Here is an 18,915-nt window from a genome sequence, read left to right on the forward strand (position 1 = left end):
TAAATTTTTTAGAAAAATTGCAAAAAATTGTCAAATCAGCGTTTTTTTTGCAAAAAAGTTCCCCATTATATACCGAAATCCTTTACAATGGGATGTATTATTTTTAACCATTTTTTTAGCATTTTTGCAAGATTTTGAATAAAAGGTTTGACGATTATGGGAAATATTCTCGGCATTGCGATTGTGTGGTTTATCATTGAAATGTTGCTATGGTATCTGATTGCCCAATTTGTGAGCGGTTGGTGGGTGTTTGGCTGGTTTATTTTGGCAGGGGTGATTGGCATTGCCTTGATGAAAAAAGGCACAAGCATTCTAAAACCCTTAGCAGGACAAGCCCAAGCCAGTATGTTAAATCCTGCCCTACGTCCCCAAGAAAACACCGTTGTCAAAGCGGTGGCGTTAATGTTTGCGGGCTTATTATTGGCATTACCGGGGATTTTAAGCGACTTGGTGGCGTTACTTGTGATGTTACCTGCCTTACAGAACAAAGCCAAAAATTATGCCAAAGACTATGCCACCAAAAACCCTGAAAAACTTATGCAAATGATGACAAGCAAAATGGGCGGTATGGCTGGTCAAAATCCGTTCGGTGGGGCTAATCCGTTCGGTGGGCAAAATCCCTTTGGCACCAATAATCCGTTCGGCGGTTTTGGGGGTATGGGCGGTGGCACAACGGTTGATGGTACAGCAAAAACTGTTAAAGATGTGAAAAAAATCAAATCAGCAAATGATGACTAATATTTCACATTTATTTTAAATGACAAAATGGGTCATATTGATTGGCTTGAAAACACCGCATTTGCCCCCCATTGTTCCCAACAGACAATTTTTTACAGATGAGTAAACGTTTATCATAAGGAATAATCATGACAAAAACCATTAATGTAAATCCGCTTGATGCCAGTCTTGCCAAACCTATTATCGGCAAACGCACCGATATCCAAAATCCTGAATTATGGAATTTTCCAATGGATTATCCGATGAGCATTATCGGACATGAAGGACATAAAGAAACGTTGTTAAACGAAGTCAAATTAATTTTAGGAACGTTATTTCCTGAATTTGATTTGGCGACTTTGACAGTCAATGCGTCAAAAACAGGGCGTTTTCATTCGGTGCGTGCCAATGTGTACGCGACCGAAGCCAAGCAAATTAACCAACTTTATGAAATGTTGGATAAAGCAGAAACAGTAAGAACCGTTTTTTAATCAATAGACCTCTTTCTAAACGGTTAATTTTAAAGAAAACCGTTCGCCCTGAGCTTGTCGAAGGGTCGGTTTTCTGGGTTTGGATTATGGTTCGACAGGCTCACCACGAACGTAAACTCTAATTTAGAAAGAAATGTGATATTTTGAACCAAAAAATCCTACCAATGTGGGATTTTTGGTGGGTCAAATTTTTTATCCCTTTGCTTTTTTATCCATTTGATAAGTCAACTGATTACCCGCTTGGCTAATACGATGTTGCCAGCCTGATTTTTTACGCAACAAACCAATCCCCAAACAAAGTAAATAAATCAAAAACGAAATCGTGGTAATATAGGGTGAAATCGGTAAACCTGGCCCAAGTGATAACAAAATCCCACCGACCCCTGCAATCATGGCAAACAACATAGAAAATCCGTATAAAAACAACGGTCTAGCCGTAATCTGTGATGCTGCCGCCGTTGGGGTAATTAACAACGATAACAACAACAACGCCCCCACTAACTGCACACTCACTGCCACCACAAGGCTTAACACCAACATAAATAACAACGAAAGCCAACGTAAGGAGATATGCTGAGCTTGGGCAATTTGGGGGTCAATTGCCGAAAAAAACATCCGCCTGCCAAAAATTGCCATGACCAAAAGCACAATCCCTGCCACCACGAGCATCGCTTGCAAATCTGCAGGGGTAACTGCCACGATTTGCCCTGTTAACAACCCAAATTTATTGGAGGAACGCCCCTGATACAGCGATAAAAACAATACACCAAGCCCCAACCCAAACGGCAACATAATACCAATTAACGCATTGCGATTTTTACCGTCCAAACCCATGATTGCCAATATTGTGCCTGCCAACATTGAGCCGATTACCGCTCCAAGCGTTACCGAACTGCCAAGCCACAACGCACACGCCGCTCCTGCAAACGACAATTCCGCCGTACCATGTACCGCAAATGCCATATCACGAGCCTGTATCATCGGACCGATTAACCCTGCCAACACGCCCAAAATCATGGCGGCAACGATAGACGAATACACGAGTGGTAATAATTGCCAAAAATTGTCAAAATTTATAATCAGGTCTAGCCCTGTCATTAGCAACATGAATATTCTACTTTTTTAATCAAATAAAAAACCAAGTAGTTGAATAGATTTAAATTATAATCTGATTTTTAGTGGTTGACTCAAGCTAACCCACCCTACAAGATTTCAGGTTATCAAATAATTTTGCTTAAATAATTAATAATTTTTAATAAAATTTAATATTTTGCCAATTTTTTTTACGTTAAAAACCCTGATAAAGCTGTAATAATGCCACATCACCCACTTGGGCAGTGCTATCTTTTAACAAAATTACTTTATCAATCAAGGGTTTAATTGGTACTAATTCATGACTAATCATCAAAATAGCGGTATGGTGAAAGGTTTTGCGGTGCGATAAAATATCACACACCACATATTGACTTGCCACGTCTAAACTTAACAACGGTTCATCCAGTAATAACAAATCAGGCTCAGCCACCAACGCTTGTGCAATCCGCATTCGCTGTTGTTCACCGCCCGATAATAGGTGTAAAGGGGCATCGGCAAAGGCATGACCGCCCACTTCGTCAATGGCTTTATTGACACGATAATTTTTTTGTTTGTTAGAAAGCCAATGCGTGCCAAACAGTTTTTTTCGGCTAAATTTGCCAAACAAGTAATTTTCGCCATCCAATCCTAACCGCACCAAATCTCGCCCACGAATGGGCAGTTTTGGGTCAAAATTTTTTAGCTGTGGCACGTAGCCGATTTTTACACCGTCTGTTAGATGAATGTTACCTTGAGTTAAACGATTTAAGCCCAAAATACTGTGAAAAAACGTGGTTTTTCCTGTGCCATTCGCCCCTAACAATGCCACAAATTCCCCTGTTAAAATTTCAAAATTCACCGCTTGCCAAAGCACACGTCGCCCAAAGTGCATGGTAGCATTTTGGGCAGTCATGATTTTTTGGCAGTCAGGTTTTTGCAGGATTAAAGGCGACTTAACCCCTTGATTAACAGGCGTTAACGGCATTGCAACATTGACTTGGGTCATAAATTCACTTTTTTATCAAATTTTTTTCACATTTTAACCTATTTTTTAATAAATGTTTAATGTTTATGGTCATGCTCATGATTGTGTTCATGCTCATGATTGTCATGTCGATGTTCAATCGTTGGTGCGGTAGATGCGACAGCCGTTGTTGGCATATTAACTGCTTTAGCAAAATCGTCAATGGTTTTTTGCATAAAATCCACATAATTATCCACGCCTGTTGGGAAAGTTTCGTTTACCGAAACGGTCGGCAATCCTGCTTGTTTGGCAATTTCTACCAACTGTTTTGCGGTCGCATCTTCGGTTTGGGCGTTGACGATTAACACCGATACTTGTTTGTTTTTCAACAAATTTTTGCTGTCGTCTAGTATTTTTACCGATACACCTGCATCAGTTTCCGATTGTTTAATATAGTCAGGTGGCGTGGCGTTTTTGATGCCCATATCATTTAGCAAATAACCAATCACAGACTCGGTTGCAAAAGCAGATAAGGTTTTGTTTTTACCAATAGTTTGGGCGGTGGCTTGCAGTTGGTTTAGCTGTCCGATAAAGTCTTTGGCATTTTGTTCATAGCTTGATTGGTGGCTTGGGTCAGTTTGGGCAAGCTGATTGGCGACTGCTTCGGCGACTTTTTTGGCAGTGTCTAATGAAAAAAAGACGTGTTCGTTAAATTCGCCATGATGATGTTGATGCCCTGCATGGTCGTGGTCGTCATGCTCGTCTTGGTGATCGTGTTCATGCTCGTGTTTATCAGCATTGGCAGGTTTTAACCCTGATAAATCCACCGCATTGATAATCACAGGCTGATGTTCCACCGATTTTGCCAAACTCGTTGCCCAATCATCATAACCACCCCCATTGACTAACACCAATTTTGCCTGACTAATGTTGAGTTTGTCTTGGGCGGTGGCTTGGTAATCATGTGGGTCTTGACTGGCATCATTCACCGCAACGATAACATTGACGTGTTCACCACCGACATTTTTTAAGATAGAACCCCACACATTGGTTGATGTATAGACGTTGATTTTATCGGCGTTATTGGTGCTTTGGGTTGCCGTTGCTACGCTTGCGGTGCTTGCATTTTCATCAGCATCAGTCGCTTGTGTGGCATTTTGTTGACAAGCGGTCAAGGTTAGCAAGCCCATACTCATACCAATAGTCATGCCAAAAATTTTACCAAAATTTACAGTCTGATTAATTTTCATTATAGTACCTTTTAATTTATTTAAAAATAACAAATTAGTTAAAAAATTATTTCGTTATAATATAACATTTTATTCAAAGGCTCAACCAAAATTTTGCCAAATCCTCTTAAGCAAACCCAAAAACATCGCAAAAATTTACAACTGTTTTGTGAAAATTATGCGATAATAGCGAAGATTTTTAACATTTTTTAAATAAAAGGTAACTTAACATAAAAGGTAACTGCATGATGCCAACTTTGAAATTGATTTTCATCAACACGACCGCAAGTGTTGCGATGTTGCTGAGCAATCCGAGCTTTGCTCAAAGTTTTTTTAACAATTCATTACCAATTAATCGTAATGCCACGTTAAAAGTTGGGGCAAATGCGTCATTTAACCAATACGCATATGACCAAGACCACGAAATTACCGTGATGCCACAGGCGTTTTATGATAATAACCGTGTGTACATTGAAGGGGCGGAAGCAGGTGTGTACGCCTACAAGGATGCCAAAAACGAATGGCGTGCCACGCTCGGTTATGACAGCCGTCATTTTGACCCTGCCAACAGCGAAAACACCCAATTAAAAGGCATGAATGAGCGAGATTGGTCGGTCATGCTGGGTTCAAGTTACATGCGAATTACGCCGTATGGCGGTTTTAAAGTCCACGCTGAAACCGATTTGCTCGGTCGCAATGACGGCACAACCGTGAAACTCGCTCATTTAAGCCGATTTAAATTTGCTGATGATAAATTGACTGTGTATCCTGAAGTGGGCGTGCAATGGAATAATGGTGATTATAACCAATACTATTATGGCGTATCTGCCGATGAAAGTCGCCGAACGCTCGTTACTGCCTATCAAGTGGATAGTAGCGTTAATCCTTATGTGAATGTGAGTGCAAGCTATGCCTTTCATCCAAAAATTAGCGGTTTTGTCAGTCAATCATTGGCGTTTTTGAGCAGTGAACAAAAAAACAGTCCGCTGGTTAACGATGATGTGGAAAGTAAAACGAAAATTGGGTTTAATTATCAATTTTAATTAAATAAATTTTTAATAAAAAAATAAAATGTGTAAAGAATAATGATTTGCACATTTTTTTACGTATGCAACAAATAATCAACCATTGAAACCACGCTTAAAATTTAGCAAAAATTAACAATTACACTTTTATCATAAAAATAACTTGAAAATAGAAATCAAAACCCCATGATAGTTATCATACCAAGCATAAATAAGGAACTATCCTATGAACAACAAAACTTATCGCCAAGTCAGCCAAATCCACAACGCCCCAAGCCCACATTGGGTTGGCGACGGTTTTCATGTCAATCCGATGTTTAACCACATGGTCGCTGACAAACGTACTGACCCATTTTTGATGTTAGATTACGCTTCACCACAGTATTTTGCTCCCAACCAAGCCGAGCCTCGTGGCGTGGGACAACATCCGCACAAAGGTTTTGAAACCGTCACCATTGCCTACATGGGCGAAGTGACACACCGTGATTCAAGCGGTGGTGGTGGCACGATCGGTACAGGCGATGTACAATGGATGACCGCAGGTAACGGCGTTATTCACGAAGAATTTCATTCCAAAACCTTTAGCGAAACAGGTGGTGATTTTGAAATGGTGCAACTTTGGATAAATTTACCTACCAAAGACAAAGGCACGTCTGCCAAATATCAACACCTTGCCAATGCGGATATTCCTGTCGTGGCATTGCAAAATGATACACATGAAAACGTGGGAAAAGCTCGGCTAATCGCAGGTGAATTCACCCAACAAACTCAACAAACACAAGCCAAAACCACACAAGGACTTGGTACAACATTTACCCCGATTAACCTGTGGGATATTCAGCTAAACGCCCATGCACAGGTTGAGTTGGCAATTCCACGCACGCATAATTTATTGGTGCTTGTGCGTCAAGGTTCAGTGGGCATTAACCAAGTGCAATATCAAGCTCACGCCTGTGAATTGGTATGTTTTGAAACCGAAAAAGGCAGTCAAGGCGTGGATTATGTGCGTTTTATCACGGCGGATAATAGCGTGGAATTATTGTTAATGAGTGGCGTGCCGTTAAACGAGCCAATCGTGGGCTATGGACCATTTGTCATGAATACTGAACAAGAAATCCATCAAGCAATTATGGATTTTAACGCAGGTAAATTTGGGCAAGTGGCTTAATCCAATATGTTTGATAAATACCACACTAACTCAATCCCAAAACCGATAATTGCAAAATTATCGGTTTTGTTTTATCATAAAAGTATTCACGTTTATCACAGTTTAACTCTATGCAAACCTTTATCAACCTATTTACCGATTACGGAAAAAAACCTTTGGCGAAGCAGTCAATAAACCCTTGCTAATTGATTTTCTCAACAGCATATTACCAAGCCATCACCAAATATCGGATTTAAGCTTTAAAAATACCAAAAAACTCGGACAAACCGACCAAGACACAAAAGCAATATATGACATTTTTTGCGAAAGCATCACAGGCGAAAAACTTATCGTAGAACTACAACGCACCAAACAAGATTATTTTAAAGACAGAACGCTTTTTTACTCAAGTTTTCCCATTAACGAACAAGCCCAAAAAGGCAACTGGAACTATGAATTAAAAGCGGTTTACTGTATCAGTATTTTGGATTTTTGCTTTAGTGATGACAACGAAGTCATTCACAAAGTACAACTCAAAGACCAAAACAATCAGATTTTTTATGATAAATTTACCCTTGTCTATTTTGAAATGCCAAAATTTGACAAGAGCGAAAATGAACTACAAACCAATCTTGACAAATGGTTATTTTATATCAAGAACCTAAAGGATTTACAGATGATACCGCAAGTATTTCAAGGCAACGAAGTGTTTGAACAAGCCTTTAAAACCGCCCAAATCGCCAACATGAACCGTGAAGAATGGCAAAAGTATGAATACAGTTTAAAGACTTATAGAGATAATTTAGCAACGGATAGATATTTGATACAGCATGGTATTGAGCAGGGTGAACATACAAAATTCTTAGAGATTGCCAAAAATCTAAAATTAATCAATTTACCGATTGCTGATATTATAAAAGCAACAGGTTTAAGCAAATAAGAAATTCTTCAGTTATAGGCATATTTTTACACAATTTTTAGCAAAAACCAAAAAATGCAGTCGCAAAAATGACTAAAAAATGCTATTATAGTTAGCTAACTTTTCATCTTTCCTTTGAAGTTTTATTAACAATTATGTTGTTAAAAATTTAATGATTTTGGATATTTTGCCATGCACTACTCCATTTTTTGCCAAACCAAAAACAATCCCTTAACCGAACCAATGTTTTTTGGTCAACCTGTGAATGTCGCTCGTTACGACCAACAAAAATTTCCAATTTTTGAGCAATTAATTGAAAAACAATTGTCATTTTTTTGGCGACCTGAAGAAATTGACGTATCTAAGGACCGCTTGGATTTTGCCAACCTTGCTGACCACGAACAGCACATTTTTTTGAGCAATTTAAAATACCAAACCTTGCTTGACAGTATCCAAGGACGTAGCCCCAATGCCGTGCTATTACCGATCGTGTCCATTCCTGAACTAGAAACATGGATTGAAACTTGGAGCTTTTCGGAGACCATTCATTCACGCAGTTACACCCATATTATCCGCAACATTGTCAACGACCCAAGCAAGGTTTTTGATGAAATCGTGGAAAATCAATATATTTTGGAGCGTGCGACTGACATTGCCAAATATTATGATGACTTGTACGAAACTGCCCAAATTTTTAATTTATACGGCGAAGGTCAACATCAAATTCAGGGAAAAACGGTTAAAATCAGCTTAAGAGAGTTAAAGAAAAAACTTTATTTATGTTTAATGGCGATTAACGTATTAGAAGCCATTCGTTTTTATGTATCATTCGCCTGTTCCTTTGCCTTTGCTGAACGCAAACTCATGGAAGGCAACGCCAAAATTATTAAGCTAATTGCCCGTGATGAGGCCTTGCATTTAAACGGTACACAGCACATGATTAACCTTATGCAGGCAGGCAAAGACGACCTTGAAATGGCAGAAATCGCCAAAGAATGCCAGACCGAGAGCGTAGAAATTTTCCGCATTGCGTCCGAGCAAGAAAAAACGTGGGCAAAATATCTGTTTAAAGATGGCTCAATGATTGGGTTAAATGAAAACATCTTATCACAGTATGTAGAATATATTACCAATCTACGTATGGAAGCCATTGGTTTACCGTCAATTTTTGCCCATGCCAAAAATAATCCCTTGCCATGGATGAATAATTGGCTATCATCAGATAATGTGCAAGTCGCCCCACAAGAGTCGGAAATTACGTCTTATTTGGTTGGGCAAATTGATGCCGAATTAAGCACCAATGATTTTGACAATTTTGAATTATAATTTATTATATTTTTAATAAAAAAATTAACAATATGGCATGGATTATTCACCAACAAATCCGTTTTTATTTGCATGATAATGAAACTTTGTTGACAGGTTTACAACGGGTTGGTGTGGTAGTAGATTTTGAATGTCAGCAGGGTTATTGTGGTACTTGCAAACAAAAGTTTGTTAAATTAAATGATGATAGCGAAATTCATTATACCTTATCGCCGTTGGTTATGTTGGCGGATGATGAGTTGTTGCCCTGTTGTTGTCAAATAAAAGGGGCGATACAGTTATGCAAAGTTAACAAATAATTTTGACACAGTGAAAATTTTTTGTTAAAAACCTTTTTATTTTGGCAAAGATCCCCATTTATCGGCTATAATAGTCGGTTAATTTTTAGCAAGTTATCTTTAGTTTTTAACACTGTTAAAAATTTTTCACATCAAAGACAAAAAGCGAGCGAGCATGAGCGATTACGAACATTCTACTTCCCAATTAGCCACCTTAATCCAAATGGGGAAAGAGCAGGGCTACCTTACTTATGCCGAGATTAATGACCAACTGCCCGACTCGGTAACCGAAAGCGACCAGATTGAAGACATTATTCAGATGTTGTCGGATGTGGGTATTAAGATTTTTGAAATCGCCCCTGACGAAGATGACATTATGCTAAGCGATGACGGCAACGATGATGAGATTGCAGCCGATGAAGCGGCGGCGGTGTTGGCATCGGTTGAGTCTGAACCAGGGCGAACTACCGACCCTGTGCGGATGTATATGCGTGAAATGGGGACGGTGGATTTGTTAACGCGTGAAGGCGAGATTGCGATTGCCAAACGGATTGAAGACGGCGTGCGTGATGTACAATATGCCATGACTTTTTGGCCAGGTACGGTGGAGCTCGTGCTATCTGAATATCAAGAAACTTTTGAAGGGGAAAAAAAGGTATCAGATATTATCACTGGCTTTTTGGATGCCAATACTGATGATATTGAAATCGGCGAAGGTACAGATGAAATTGACTTGCCAGTTTTGCCAAAAAAAATCTTGGCAGATACAGATTTGGATGACTTAGATGCTGAGAACGAAGAAAACCAAGAAGAATTAGAAAGCGATGATATTGGCAATGATGCCGAAGCGGACGATACCAGCGGACTTGACCTTGAAGAAGTGAAACACCGCTTTACCGAACTAGAGAAACTGTATCAACTTGCCAAAACCGCCACCGAAAAACACGGTCGTAATAGTGAACAAGCTACCCAAGCCTATCAAGATTTAGCAAATTATTTTATGCTGTTTAAACTGACAGGGCGGGTGTCGGATATCATCATGGATATGATGCGTGAAGTTTATGAAGACGTGCGAAAACACGAACGCCACATCATGAAACTGGTTATTCGCCGTGGTAAAATGCCAAAAGAAGAATTTCGTAAAACGTTTCCAAATAACGAAACTAACCTCGCATGGTTGCCAAATCGTATTGCAGGCAAACCTGATTTTGCCGATAATTTGAGCAAAATTTTGGACGAGGTTTTGCTCCATCAAGGCAAAATCGCTAACTATGAAATCCAGCTTGGCATGGACACTAATGAGATGAAAAAAGTGGCGCGCAATATGTCAGTGGGTGAAGCCAAAGCCCGCCGTGCCAAAAAAGAAATGGTAGAAGCCAACTTACGTTTGGTAATTTCCATTGCCAAAAAATATACCAACCGTGGTTTACAATTCCTTGACCTTATCCAAGAAGGTAACATCGGTCTGATGAAAGCGGTGGATAAGTTTGAATATCGCCGTGGTTACAAATTCTCAACTTATGCAACATGGTGGATTCGCCAAGCGATTACTCGCTCAATCGCCGACCAAGCTCGTACCATTCGCATTCCTGTGCATATGATTGAAACGATTAACAAAATTAACCGGGTTAGCCGTCAGTTATTACAAGAAATGGGGCGTGAGCCAACGCCCGAAGAGTTGGGCGAACGCCTTGACATGGACGAAGCCAAAGTGCGTAAAGTGCTAAAAATCGCCAAAGAGCCGATTTCTATGGAAACACCGATTGGCGATGATGAAGACAGCCATTTGGGGGATTTTATTGAAGATTCGAGCATTAACAGCCCTGTGGATGAAGCCACCGCCCAAGGCTTAAAAGAAGCCACACGTGAAGTACTTGCCAACTTAAGCGACCGAGAGGCCAAAGTGTTAAAAATGCGGTTTGGCATTGACATGGCGACCGACCACACCTTAGAAGAGGTCGGCAAACAGTTTGACGTAACTCGTGAGCGTATCCGCCAAATAGAAGCCAAAGCCTTACGCAAACTGCGTCACCCTTCTCGTTCGGAGCATTTACGCTCATTCCTTGAAAATGATTAATGGGTGTTATTCATATTGGTTCACTCAAACACGGTTATTTTTTAGAAAAACAACCGTGTTTTTAGTTAAAATTAATGAAAATTATAGTAAAACTAAGTTAAAACAAGCACCGTTCGCCCTGAGCTTGTCAAAGGGTAACGGTCTTAGGTTTAGTAGGTTCACCATGAACGACCTTGTTCAGTATATTTCAGTTTTCACTATAGTATAAAGATTTAGACTTTATTGTTAGTAATGTGATTAGCGGTATTTTCATTATGGTTTGACAAGTCCGCTACCAGCGAAAAAACTTTGTTATCTTTTGAGTTGAGTTTAAGCTACTTGCCAATCAGAAAAATATATTATGGCTAATCATTAAAATTAGCCATATTTAAATATTTTACTCATTAAGCCTTAAAATCTACCGCCACCCTTAAAATCTGCTCACTCACCGCCAAATCCACGTTTTTATTTTCGCCAAGTTTTACCATACCATGTGCTTGTAATTGGGCTAAAATCGGGGAAATGACATTATCGTCAAGCTCCACATCGTTAAAACTAATTGGCAAATCTAGTGATTTGAAAAACTCTGCGGTTTTAACAATTGCTGTATCAGCAATCTTATCATCTGAGCCTGTCAAATTCCATACATTTTTACCATATTGCACTAGCTTGGCATGTTTTTGGTCTTTTAACACGGTAAGTAATGACGGTAAAATAATTGTCAATGTCCGTGCGTGGTCAATGCCATACAGGGAGGTGATTTCATGTCCAATCATGTGCGTCGCCCAATCCTGTGGTACACCCACGCCAATCAGACCGTTTAACGCCATAGTCGCCGTCCACATGATATTTTTGCGAATGTCCATGTCATTGAGGTTTTCTTTGACCGCTGTGCCTTCTTCAATTAAAATTTTTAAAAGACTCTCACTAAACGCATCTTGCACTTTGGCATTCACAGGATAGGTCAAATACTGCTCCATTACATGGACGAATGCATCACCAATACCGTTCATGACTTGGCGAATCGGCAATGTCAAGGTTTTGGCAGGGTCAAGAATTGAGAATTTTGGGTAGGCGTTTGGGTTGCCAAAGGAGAGTTTGGCGTGGCGTTCGCTGTGGTTAATCACACCGCCTGAGTTCATCTCGGAGCCTGTAGCAGGAATGGTTAGTACCGTACCAAGCGGTATGGCGGAGGTGATATCTTTGGTACGGTTTAATAGAGCTTGCCAAGCCTGTTCGTGATCGCTATCGTCTTTTAAAGTCGCTGTCAAAGCAATGAATTTTGTACCGTCAAGCACCGAACCACCACCCACCGCAAGCAAAAAGTCAATATTATGAGCATGAACCATGTCCACCGCACGCATGAGTGTGCTAAATTCTGGGTTTGGTTCAATACCACCAAATTCAAAAATTTCACGGCTTTCCCCATTTAAAGCGGTTTTGACTTCGTCAAGCGTGCCTGTTTTGACAGCCGAACCACCGCCGTAGGTGATTAATACTTTGGCGTTTTTTGGCACTAAACTCGCCAATTCTTTGATTTGACCTTCGCCAAAGACGATTTTGACAGGGTTAAAATAGGTGAAGTTGTTCATGATTTTGCCTTTTATTTAGATTTTGTGTTTATGATAAATGATTGCCAAAAATTGCACCATACATCTTTGGCATGATTTTAACAATCATTTTAACAGTTTTTAAAATAATTTTAGTAATTTTTTACAATATCATTTAACATCGTATAACTTTGCTTTTGCAAATCTTCATCAAAAATATAACTGACCGCCATAAGTTCATCAGGATTGACTGCGGTTTTTAGCGTATTTAACTGATGATTGACGGTCGTTTGCGAGCCGATAAGCGAACAATTTAGCATATTCATCGCCATTGATTTTTCGTGCGGATGCCAGATTTCGTCCATATTATCCACAGGGGGTAATAAGGGATTGCTCTGCCCACGCACCACATTTAAGAAAAATTGATAGGTAGACGTGGCTAAAAATTGGGCATTTTTATCCGTATCAGCAACGATGGCATTCGTACCAATAATCACATATGGTTTATCAAGCACTTGGCTTGGTTTAAACTGAGTGCGATAAATCTTGACCGCTTCCACCATCATGCGTGGGGCAAAATGGCTGGCAAAAGCATACGGCAAGCCCAACTCGGCAGCAAGATAGGCACTTGATGTGCTAGAACCTAAGATATATATCGGTACGTTGGTATTGGTCGCAGGCACGGCTTTGACGCTTGTGGTATTATTGCCAAAATAATGCTGTAACTCGGCAACGTCATGCGGAAAATTGTGCGACACGTCTGCTTCATTACGCCGTAATGCTCGTGCGGTCATCGGGTCAGTGCCAGGGGCTCGCCCAAGCCCAAGCTCAACACGATTTGGATAAAGGGTGGCAAGCGTGCCATACTGTTCAGCGACAATCAAAGGAGAATGATTGGGAAGCATAACGCCACCGCTACCGACGTTTAGGCTTATGGTATGTGCCAAAACGTGGCCAATCAGTAGCTGTGTGGCAGAGCTGACAAGAGACGGCATATTATGATGCTCGGCAATCCAGTAGCGTGCCACGCCTAGATTTTCGGCAAATTTGGCTAAATTAACCAAACTGTCAATCGCATTTTTGGGCGATTGACCTTGGCGAACAGGGGCAAGATTTAGAATAGATAATTGCATGATTTACTCCACAAATCTTACAATCTCATCAAGCGATTTACGAGATTTTAGGCGAATGTCTTTATCACGATAACCAAAGGTTACCGCCACCGACACGCCCCATTCGTTGGGGTCAAACAGCCCTTCATTTGCCAAAATATCATTGACAGCTTTATAATCAAAGCCTTCAATTGGACAGCTATCCACACCAAGCAGGATGGCTCCTGTCATCATATTGGCAAGGGCGATGTAAGTTTGCTTACTTGCCCAATCAAACAGCGTGCGTTCGTTCTCCAAGATGGCAATGTCATCTTTTTGGAATTTTTCATAAACCGCTAAAGCTTGTTGTTTTTTATCGTCAGTCAGACCACGCCGTGCAATGACTGCATCAAAAAATGGCGTATCAAAACGAGCGTTTTTCTTTGCCAAAATCACAACAATGTGACTTGCGGTATCAAGCGTATTCGTCATGCCCCACGCCACAGGTTTTAATTTTTGGCGTAATTCTTTGTTTTGTAACACCAAAAACCGCCATGGCTCAGAACCGACCGAACTTGGGCTTAACTGCCCAAACTGTAAAATGGCGTTAAATTCATCATCGCTAATTTTGCGGTCTTTATCATAAGAACGGGTGGACGCACGGCTTTTAAAGGCTTGGATAATATCGTCTTTATCAAATATTTTCATAAATTTTCCTTAAAAATACCCACGCTCATAAGAGTCTGGCACATCGTTTACCCCATCAAAATCCGCCCCTACTTGATTGTACTGGGCGTTAAGCCACCAGTGTGGGTCTCGCAAAAGTCCACGCCCCACCGCCACAAGGTCGGCATCACGAGCAAGCACATTATCGGCAAGCTGTGGATTATCGAGCATTCCTACCGCAATGGTTGGTACGTTGGTGGCGTGTTTGATTTTTGATGCCAAAAATACTTGATAGCCTGCACTAAACTCTGGATAATGCCCTACCGCAAGCACGCCATCGCCACCACCACTAATGTGGAGCATATCCACGCCTGCTGCCACATAACGCTTGGCAATTTCTACGCCATAATCGCTGTCATAGCCGTTTTCGCCATACTCTTGGGCAGAAATTCGCATAATGAGCGGCATATCGCTTGGCATAACCGCCTTGACCGCTTTGATGACTTTTTCGCCAAATAAAAAGCGGTCTTGACCATATTCATCATCACGCTGATTGGATTTTGGTGCATGAAATTGATGAATCAAATAACCGTGAGCCCCATGCAATTCAATGGCGTCAAACCCTGCATCAATGGCACGCTGAACTGACTTTACAAAACCATCAACAATCTCGTCAATCTCGGTGGTACTTAACGCTCGTGGGGTTTTTAAATTTTGGCCTTTAAAATCCAAATCGCCATAATGAATGGCAGAAGGTGCAACCACATCATCGCAATCTTCAGCTTTACGCCCTGCGTGGGCGATTTGAATGGCGATTTTGGCATCATATTTATGCACGCTTGCCACGATTTTGGCAAATTCATCACGCTGATTATCATTCCAAAGCCCCAAGCACTTCGGCGAGATACGCCCATTAGGGGCAATATTGGTCATCTCCACAATCACAAGCCCCACACCGCCAATGGCACGACTGGTATAATGGACAAAATGCCAATCATTAGGCACGCCATCAACCGCTTGGTATTGACACATTGGGGGCATGACAATGCGATTTTTAAGTGATAATCCTTTGAGTGTAAAAGGTTTTTGTAAATAACGAAATTTTGCCATAATAGCTCCTAAAAAATAAAAGTGAATGATAAGATATACTCATATTTAGAAATATAGATATAAAAAATTAAAATTTTTTTAGCTTAACATATCATCTAATACACCTAAAAGTGTCTGCACCGCTTGGTGATTGTAGCGATAATACGTCCACTTGCCAATGCGTTTGGATTCAACAAGACCTGCCGTTTTTAGGTTATTTAGATAGGATGAAACCACCGACTGAGCCAACCCTGTTTTTTCAGTAATAATGCCCACGCACACGCCACCGTCAAAATCATCGGGATTATTACCCCGATTGACAAAGTGCGTCTCGGGATCTTTTAGCCACAAAAGCATGTCCAGCCGATAATCGTTGGATAAAGCTTTAAAAGCATCAAGCAAGGCAGTTTTGTCATTTGTTAGTGTCATGGGGATATTATATCTATTTTTTTAGATATGTCAATCTATTTTTTGGTTTTAAGACGCATATTAGTAAAATCATTGCAAAATTAATCGTGTTTACTTTTGTTTAGCAGAAAAATTTATAAATTTATCAAGTTTGTCATGAGACATTTGTTGCGATAACATTTGGTTAAACATTAAGCCCTTTTTAATCTTAACGCATTTAGCACCACAAAAAAACTTGACAAACTCATGCCAATCGCCGCCGCCCAAGGTGGCACATAGCCAAGCCCTGCAGGAATTAGCACCGCTAGATTATACCCCAACGCCCAACGAAAATTTTGGCTAATAATACGGTCGGTTTTGTGTGCCACACGATAGGCATCGGCTATCGTCTGAATTTCACCATTTAATACGAGCGAATCGCTAGATACTTGTGCCAAATCTGCCACGCCAGCCATTGCCGTTGAGACGTTTGCCCTTGCCAATACAGGGGCGTCATTGATACCATCGCCGACCATTTGCACGATATGATTGGCATTTTGTAAGGCTTGAATATGGGCGACTTTTTCATCAGGGCTTAAGCCTTTATACAGCACGTCAATCCCGAGTTGGGAAGCGACTTTGTCCGCTTGTTCACTAGGGTCACCTGTTAACATTAATACTTCAACACCTTGATTTTTCAAGGTTTGTATCGCATCAAAGGCTTGTTCACGGATTTTATCATGAAAATAAAAATGGGCTAACGCTTGCCAATGATTGTCTTGCCACTGGCTTAAAGTAACGCTGATACTGGCTTGATAATTGGCTAAATTGGGCAAAATAGACACGTCAGTAACTGCATGGTCTGTGGCAAAGGCAAAATGCCCCAAGCGAAAATGCTCATTATCAATCGTGGCTTGTACCCCACCCCCCACAATATGCTGTAAATCGTGGCTCATGGGCAAATGTAGCTGACGTGTGGCGGTCAATAACGCATAGGCAATCGGATGTCGGCTACCTACTTCCAAACTGCCTGCGATTGCAAGGAGTTGATCTTTAACATCTTTACTGTTTTGTTGATTATATTGTTTATCCAAAATATCAATCGCCAACAAATTTGGCTGTCCATAAGTCAATGTACCTGTTTTGTCAAACGCCACATGGCTAACCTGTGCCAAGCTAGTAATGGTATGCCCCCGAGTTGCCAAAAATCCCAAACTCGCCAAACGATTGGTCGCAACCGTTAATGCAATCGGTGTCGCAAGTGATAATGCACACGGACATGTCGCCACCAACACCGCCACGGTCGCCCAAATCGCATTACTCGGCTCAATCATATACCACGCCAAAAATACCACGCTGGCAATCACTAAAACCCTTGCCACGAACCAACGTGCCAATTTATCGGCTTTTAATGCTACTTGCGGTTTTTCGCTTAACGCACGATTGACAAGGCGGTCAATTACCCCTATTTGACTATCTTTTGGCAAGGCGGTCACTTGCATGACAAAGGGCTGACTGTCATTTTGGCTACCACCAATCACGCTATCGCCAAGTTTTTTAACAATTAAATCACTTTCCCCTGTTAACAAACTTTGCGACACTGTAGCAACTTTTGACAACAAAATACCGTCCGCCACCACATTTACCCCTGCATCAATGCGAATAATATCACCGATTTGCAGATTTTGAGCAGATACCAAATGTTGCTCGTTTAAAGACTGATTTGCTAAGTGATTTAAACTAGCTTGATATGTTTGGCTTAAATGGTGTAAATTTGTTAAATAATTTTTATCTTCTTTATCAACAATTTGTGCTTGCCCCAGTTTTGCCACCAATATCGGCTCAACCACCACCAAATCATTGGCAAGGCTAGACGCTTTGACGCGTGCGTTATGTTCCACATATTTACCTGCCAATAAAAAGAAAATCAACATGCTGACTGAGTCGTAATACGTTTCGCCCGTGTGGGTCAAAGTGGCATACAAGCTTGCACAAAACGTAATCACAATCGCCAAACTAATTGGCACATCCATGTTCACTTGACGGGCTTTTATCGCCGAAAACGCCGACTGAAAAAATGGCAATCCTGCAATAAAAAATACAGGAATACTGACAAATAACGACACCCAACGCAAAAACTCTCGGTCGTTATCCGCCATGCCTGCATATTCGCCAAAATATAAACCGACTGCAAACATCATGGCTTGCATTGCCCCTAATGCCGAGATCCCGAGTTGAAACAACATTTTACGATTATCACGGCGAAGCATGGCTTCGTGGGTGTCTTGGCGATAGGGTTTGGCATTATAGCCAATTTGTTGAATAGTTGACAAAATTTGACTAATCGGTAATTGCGTTTCGTCCCATAACACTCGCATGCGTTGATTGGTTAGATTTACTTGACATTGTTGTAAGCCATTTAGCCGAGAAAGTTGAGTCTCAATCAACCACGCACAGGCACTACAGCGTAAATTACTCACCGATAATTCTGCAACGCTATTGCCTTGTTGAGCGTAGATAAATTGGGCTTTCACATCATCATGGTCATAGGCTTGCAGTTGATATAAACTATCAGGTAGGCTTGCCGTGCGGTTAATCTCGCTACGGTCAAGGTAATATTGCTCAAGCCCTGCTTCCACGATACTTTGACTGGCTAATTGACAGCCAAGGCAACACATGGGGCGTTGTTCCGCCAATATTTTGGTAAAAAATGGTTGTTTTGGCAGAGGGTCGCCACAGTGAAAACAATGCCCGTCAGGGGGCAAAATCAGTTCAGTGTATTGATAAGTGGTGGTAAACTCGGACATAAAAAACCTTGTTGCAAATCCTATTAGCAATCATAACAGATAAATTTACCACGCCATTCACGCAGTTTTAGCGTATTATAGCATTTATTCCACCATTTT

At 40.9% G+C, this 18,915-nt stretch carries 16 protein-coding genes and 1 pseudogene; 8 read left to right on the plus strand and 9 right to left on the minus strand.

The genetic code is table 11. From position 1 onward, the window contains the following. Positions 1-156: 156 nt before the first annotated feature. A complete protein-coding gene (locus A3G3_RS0101725) occupies positions 157-738 on the plus strand; it encodes an FxsA family protein (protein WP_019518821.1) in 582 nt (193 codons plus the stop codon). 128 nt (positions 739-866) lie between these two features. After that, positions 867-1,208, plus strand: coding sequence for a YbeD family protein (locus A3G3_RS0101735; RefSeq protein WP_019518823.1), 342 nt, complete (start codon positions 867-869; stop codon positions 1,206-1,208). 192 nt (positions 1,209-1,400) lie between these two features. Here A3G3_RS0101735 and A3G3_RS0101740 read toward each other — a convergent pair whose 3' ends face one another. The 3 genes from A3G3_RS0101740 to A3G3_RS12930 form a co-directional block, all read right to left on the minus strand. Beyond that, positions 1,401-2,315 (minus strand): metal ABC transporter permease, encoded by a 915-nt coding sequence (locus A3G3_RS0101740; protein WP_019518824.1) that lies wholly within the window; start codon positions 2,313-2,315, stop codon positions 1,401-1,403. A gap of 181 nt (positions 2,316-2,496) precedes the next feature. Then, a complete protein-coding gene (locus A3G3_RS0101745; protein WP_019518825.1) occupies positions 2,497-3,288 on the minus strand; it encodes a metal ABC transporter ATP-binding protein in 792 nt (263 codons plus the stop codon). A gap of 56 nt (positions 3,289-3,344) precedes the next feature. Then, the gene (locus A3G3_RS12930; RefSeq protein ID WP_019518826.1) at positions 3,345-4,496 is read right to left on the minus strand and encodes a metal ABC transporter solute-binding protein, Zn/Mn family; all 1,152 of its coding nucleotides are present in this window, start codon (positions 4,494-4,496) and stop codon (positions 3,345-3,347) included. A gap of 227 nt (positions 4,497-4,723) precedes the next feature. Between A3G3_RS12930 and A3G3_RS0101755 the strand changes: the two genes are divergently transcribed. The 6 genes and pseudogenes from A3G3_RS0101755 to rpoD all read left to right on the plus strand — a co-directional run bounded on the left by A3G3_RS0101755 (position 4,724) and on the right by rpoD (position 11,247). Then, complete coding sequence (locus A3G3_RS0101755) at positions 4,724-5,518, plus strand: MipA/OmpV family protein (protein ID WP_228702695.1); 795 nt, start codon at positions 4,724-4,726, stop codon at positions 5,516-5,518. 208 nt (positions 5,519-5,726) lie between these two features. Further along, entirely contained in the window at positions 5,727-6,668 is a 942-nt protein-coding gene (locus tag A3G3_RS0101760) for a pirin family protein (RefSeq protein ID WP_019518828.1), read from the plus strand. A 110-nt stretch (positions 6,669-6,778) separates the two neighbouring features. Next, positions 6,779-7,587: pseudogene (locus tag A3G3_RS12935) on the plus strand (Rpn family recombination-promoting nuclease/putative transposase). A gap of 171 nt (positions 7,588-7,758) precedes the next feature. Continuing rightward, positions 7,759-8,892: a class Ia ribonucleoside-diphosphate reductase subunit beta gene (gene nrdB, locus A3G3_RS0101770; RefSeq protein ID WP_019518830.1), complete on the plus strand. Its 1,134-nt coding sequence runs from the start codon at positions 7,759-7,761 to the stop codon at positions 8,890-8,892. 32 nt (positions 8,893-8,924) lie between these two features. Then, complete coding sequence (locus A3G3_RS0101775) at positions 8,925-9,191, plus strand: 2Fe-2S iron-sulfur cluster-binding protein (protein ID WP_019518831.1); 267 nt, start codon at positions 8,925-8,927, stop codon at positions 9,189-9,191. 130 nt (positions 9,192-9,321) lie between these two features. Next, on the plus strand, positions 9,322-11,247 hold the full coding sequence (gene rpoD / locus A3G3_RS0101780; RefSeq protein WP_026212786.1) for an RNA polymerase sigma factor RpoD: 1,926 nt from the start codon (positions 9,322-9,324) through the stop codon (positions 11,245-11,247). 383 nt (positions 11,248-11,630) lie between these two features. Here rpoD and A3G3_RS0101785 read toward each other — a convergent pair whose 3' ends face one another. From A3G3_RS0101785 to A3G3_RS0101810, 6 genes are all read right to left on the minus strand, one after another. Beyond that, on the minus strand, positions 11,631-12,818 hold the full coding sequence (locus A3G3_RS0101785; protein ID WP_019518833.1) for an iron-containing alcohol dehydrogenase: 1,188 nt from the start codon (positions 12,816-12,818) through the stop codon (positions 11,631-11,633). Between the two features lie 110 nt (positions 12,819-12,928). Then, complete coding sequence (locus A3G3_RS0101790; RefSeq protein ID WP_211207536.1) at positions 12,929-13,912, minus strand: LLM class flavin-dependent oxidoreductase; 984 nt, start codon at positions 13,910-13,912, stop codon at positions 12,929-12,931. Continuing rightward, positions 13,913-14,575: an NAD(P)H-dependent oxidoreductase gene (locus tag A3G3_RS0101795; RefSeq protein ID WP_019518835.1), complete on the minus strand. Its 663-nt coding sequence runs from the start codon at positions 14,573-14,575 to the stop codon at positions 13,913-13,915. Between the two features lie 9 nt (positions 14,576-14,584). Continuing rightward, positions 14,585-15,643, minus strand: a complete 1,059-nt coding sequence (locus tag A3G3_RS0101800; protein ID WP_019518836.1) for an NADH:flavin oxidoreductase/NADH oxidase — start codon at positions 15,641-15,643, stop codon at positions 14,585-14,587. A 78-nt stretch (positions 15,644-15,721) separates the two neighbouring features. Beyond that, on the minus strand, positions 15,722-16,051 hold the full coding sequence (locus tag A3G3_RS0101805) for an ArsR/SmtB family transcription factor (protein WP_019518837.1): 330 nt from the start codon (positions 16,049-16,051) through the stop codon (positions 15,722-15,724). Positions 16,052-16,221: 170 nt separating this feature from the next. Next, a complete protein-coding gene (locus A3G3_RS0101810) occupies positions 16,222-18,816 on the minus strand; it encodes a heavy metal translocating P-type ATPase (protein WP_019518838.1) in 2,595 nt (864 codons plus the stop codon). Positions 18,817-18,915 lie beyond the last annotated feature (99 nt).

The organism is Moraxella boevrei DSM 14165, assembly GCF_000379845.1.
GTDB classification, from domain to species: Bacteria; Pseudomonadota; Gammaproteobacteria; order Pseudomonadales; family Moraxellaceae; genus Faucicola; species Faucicola boevrei.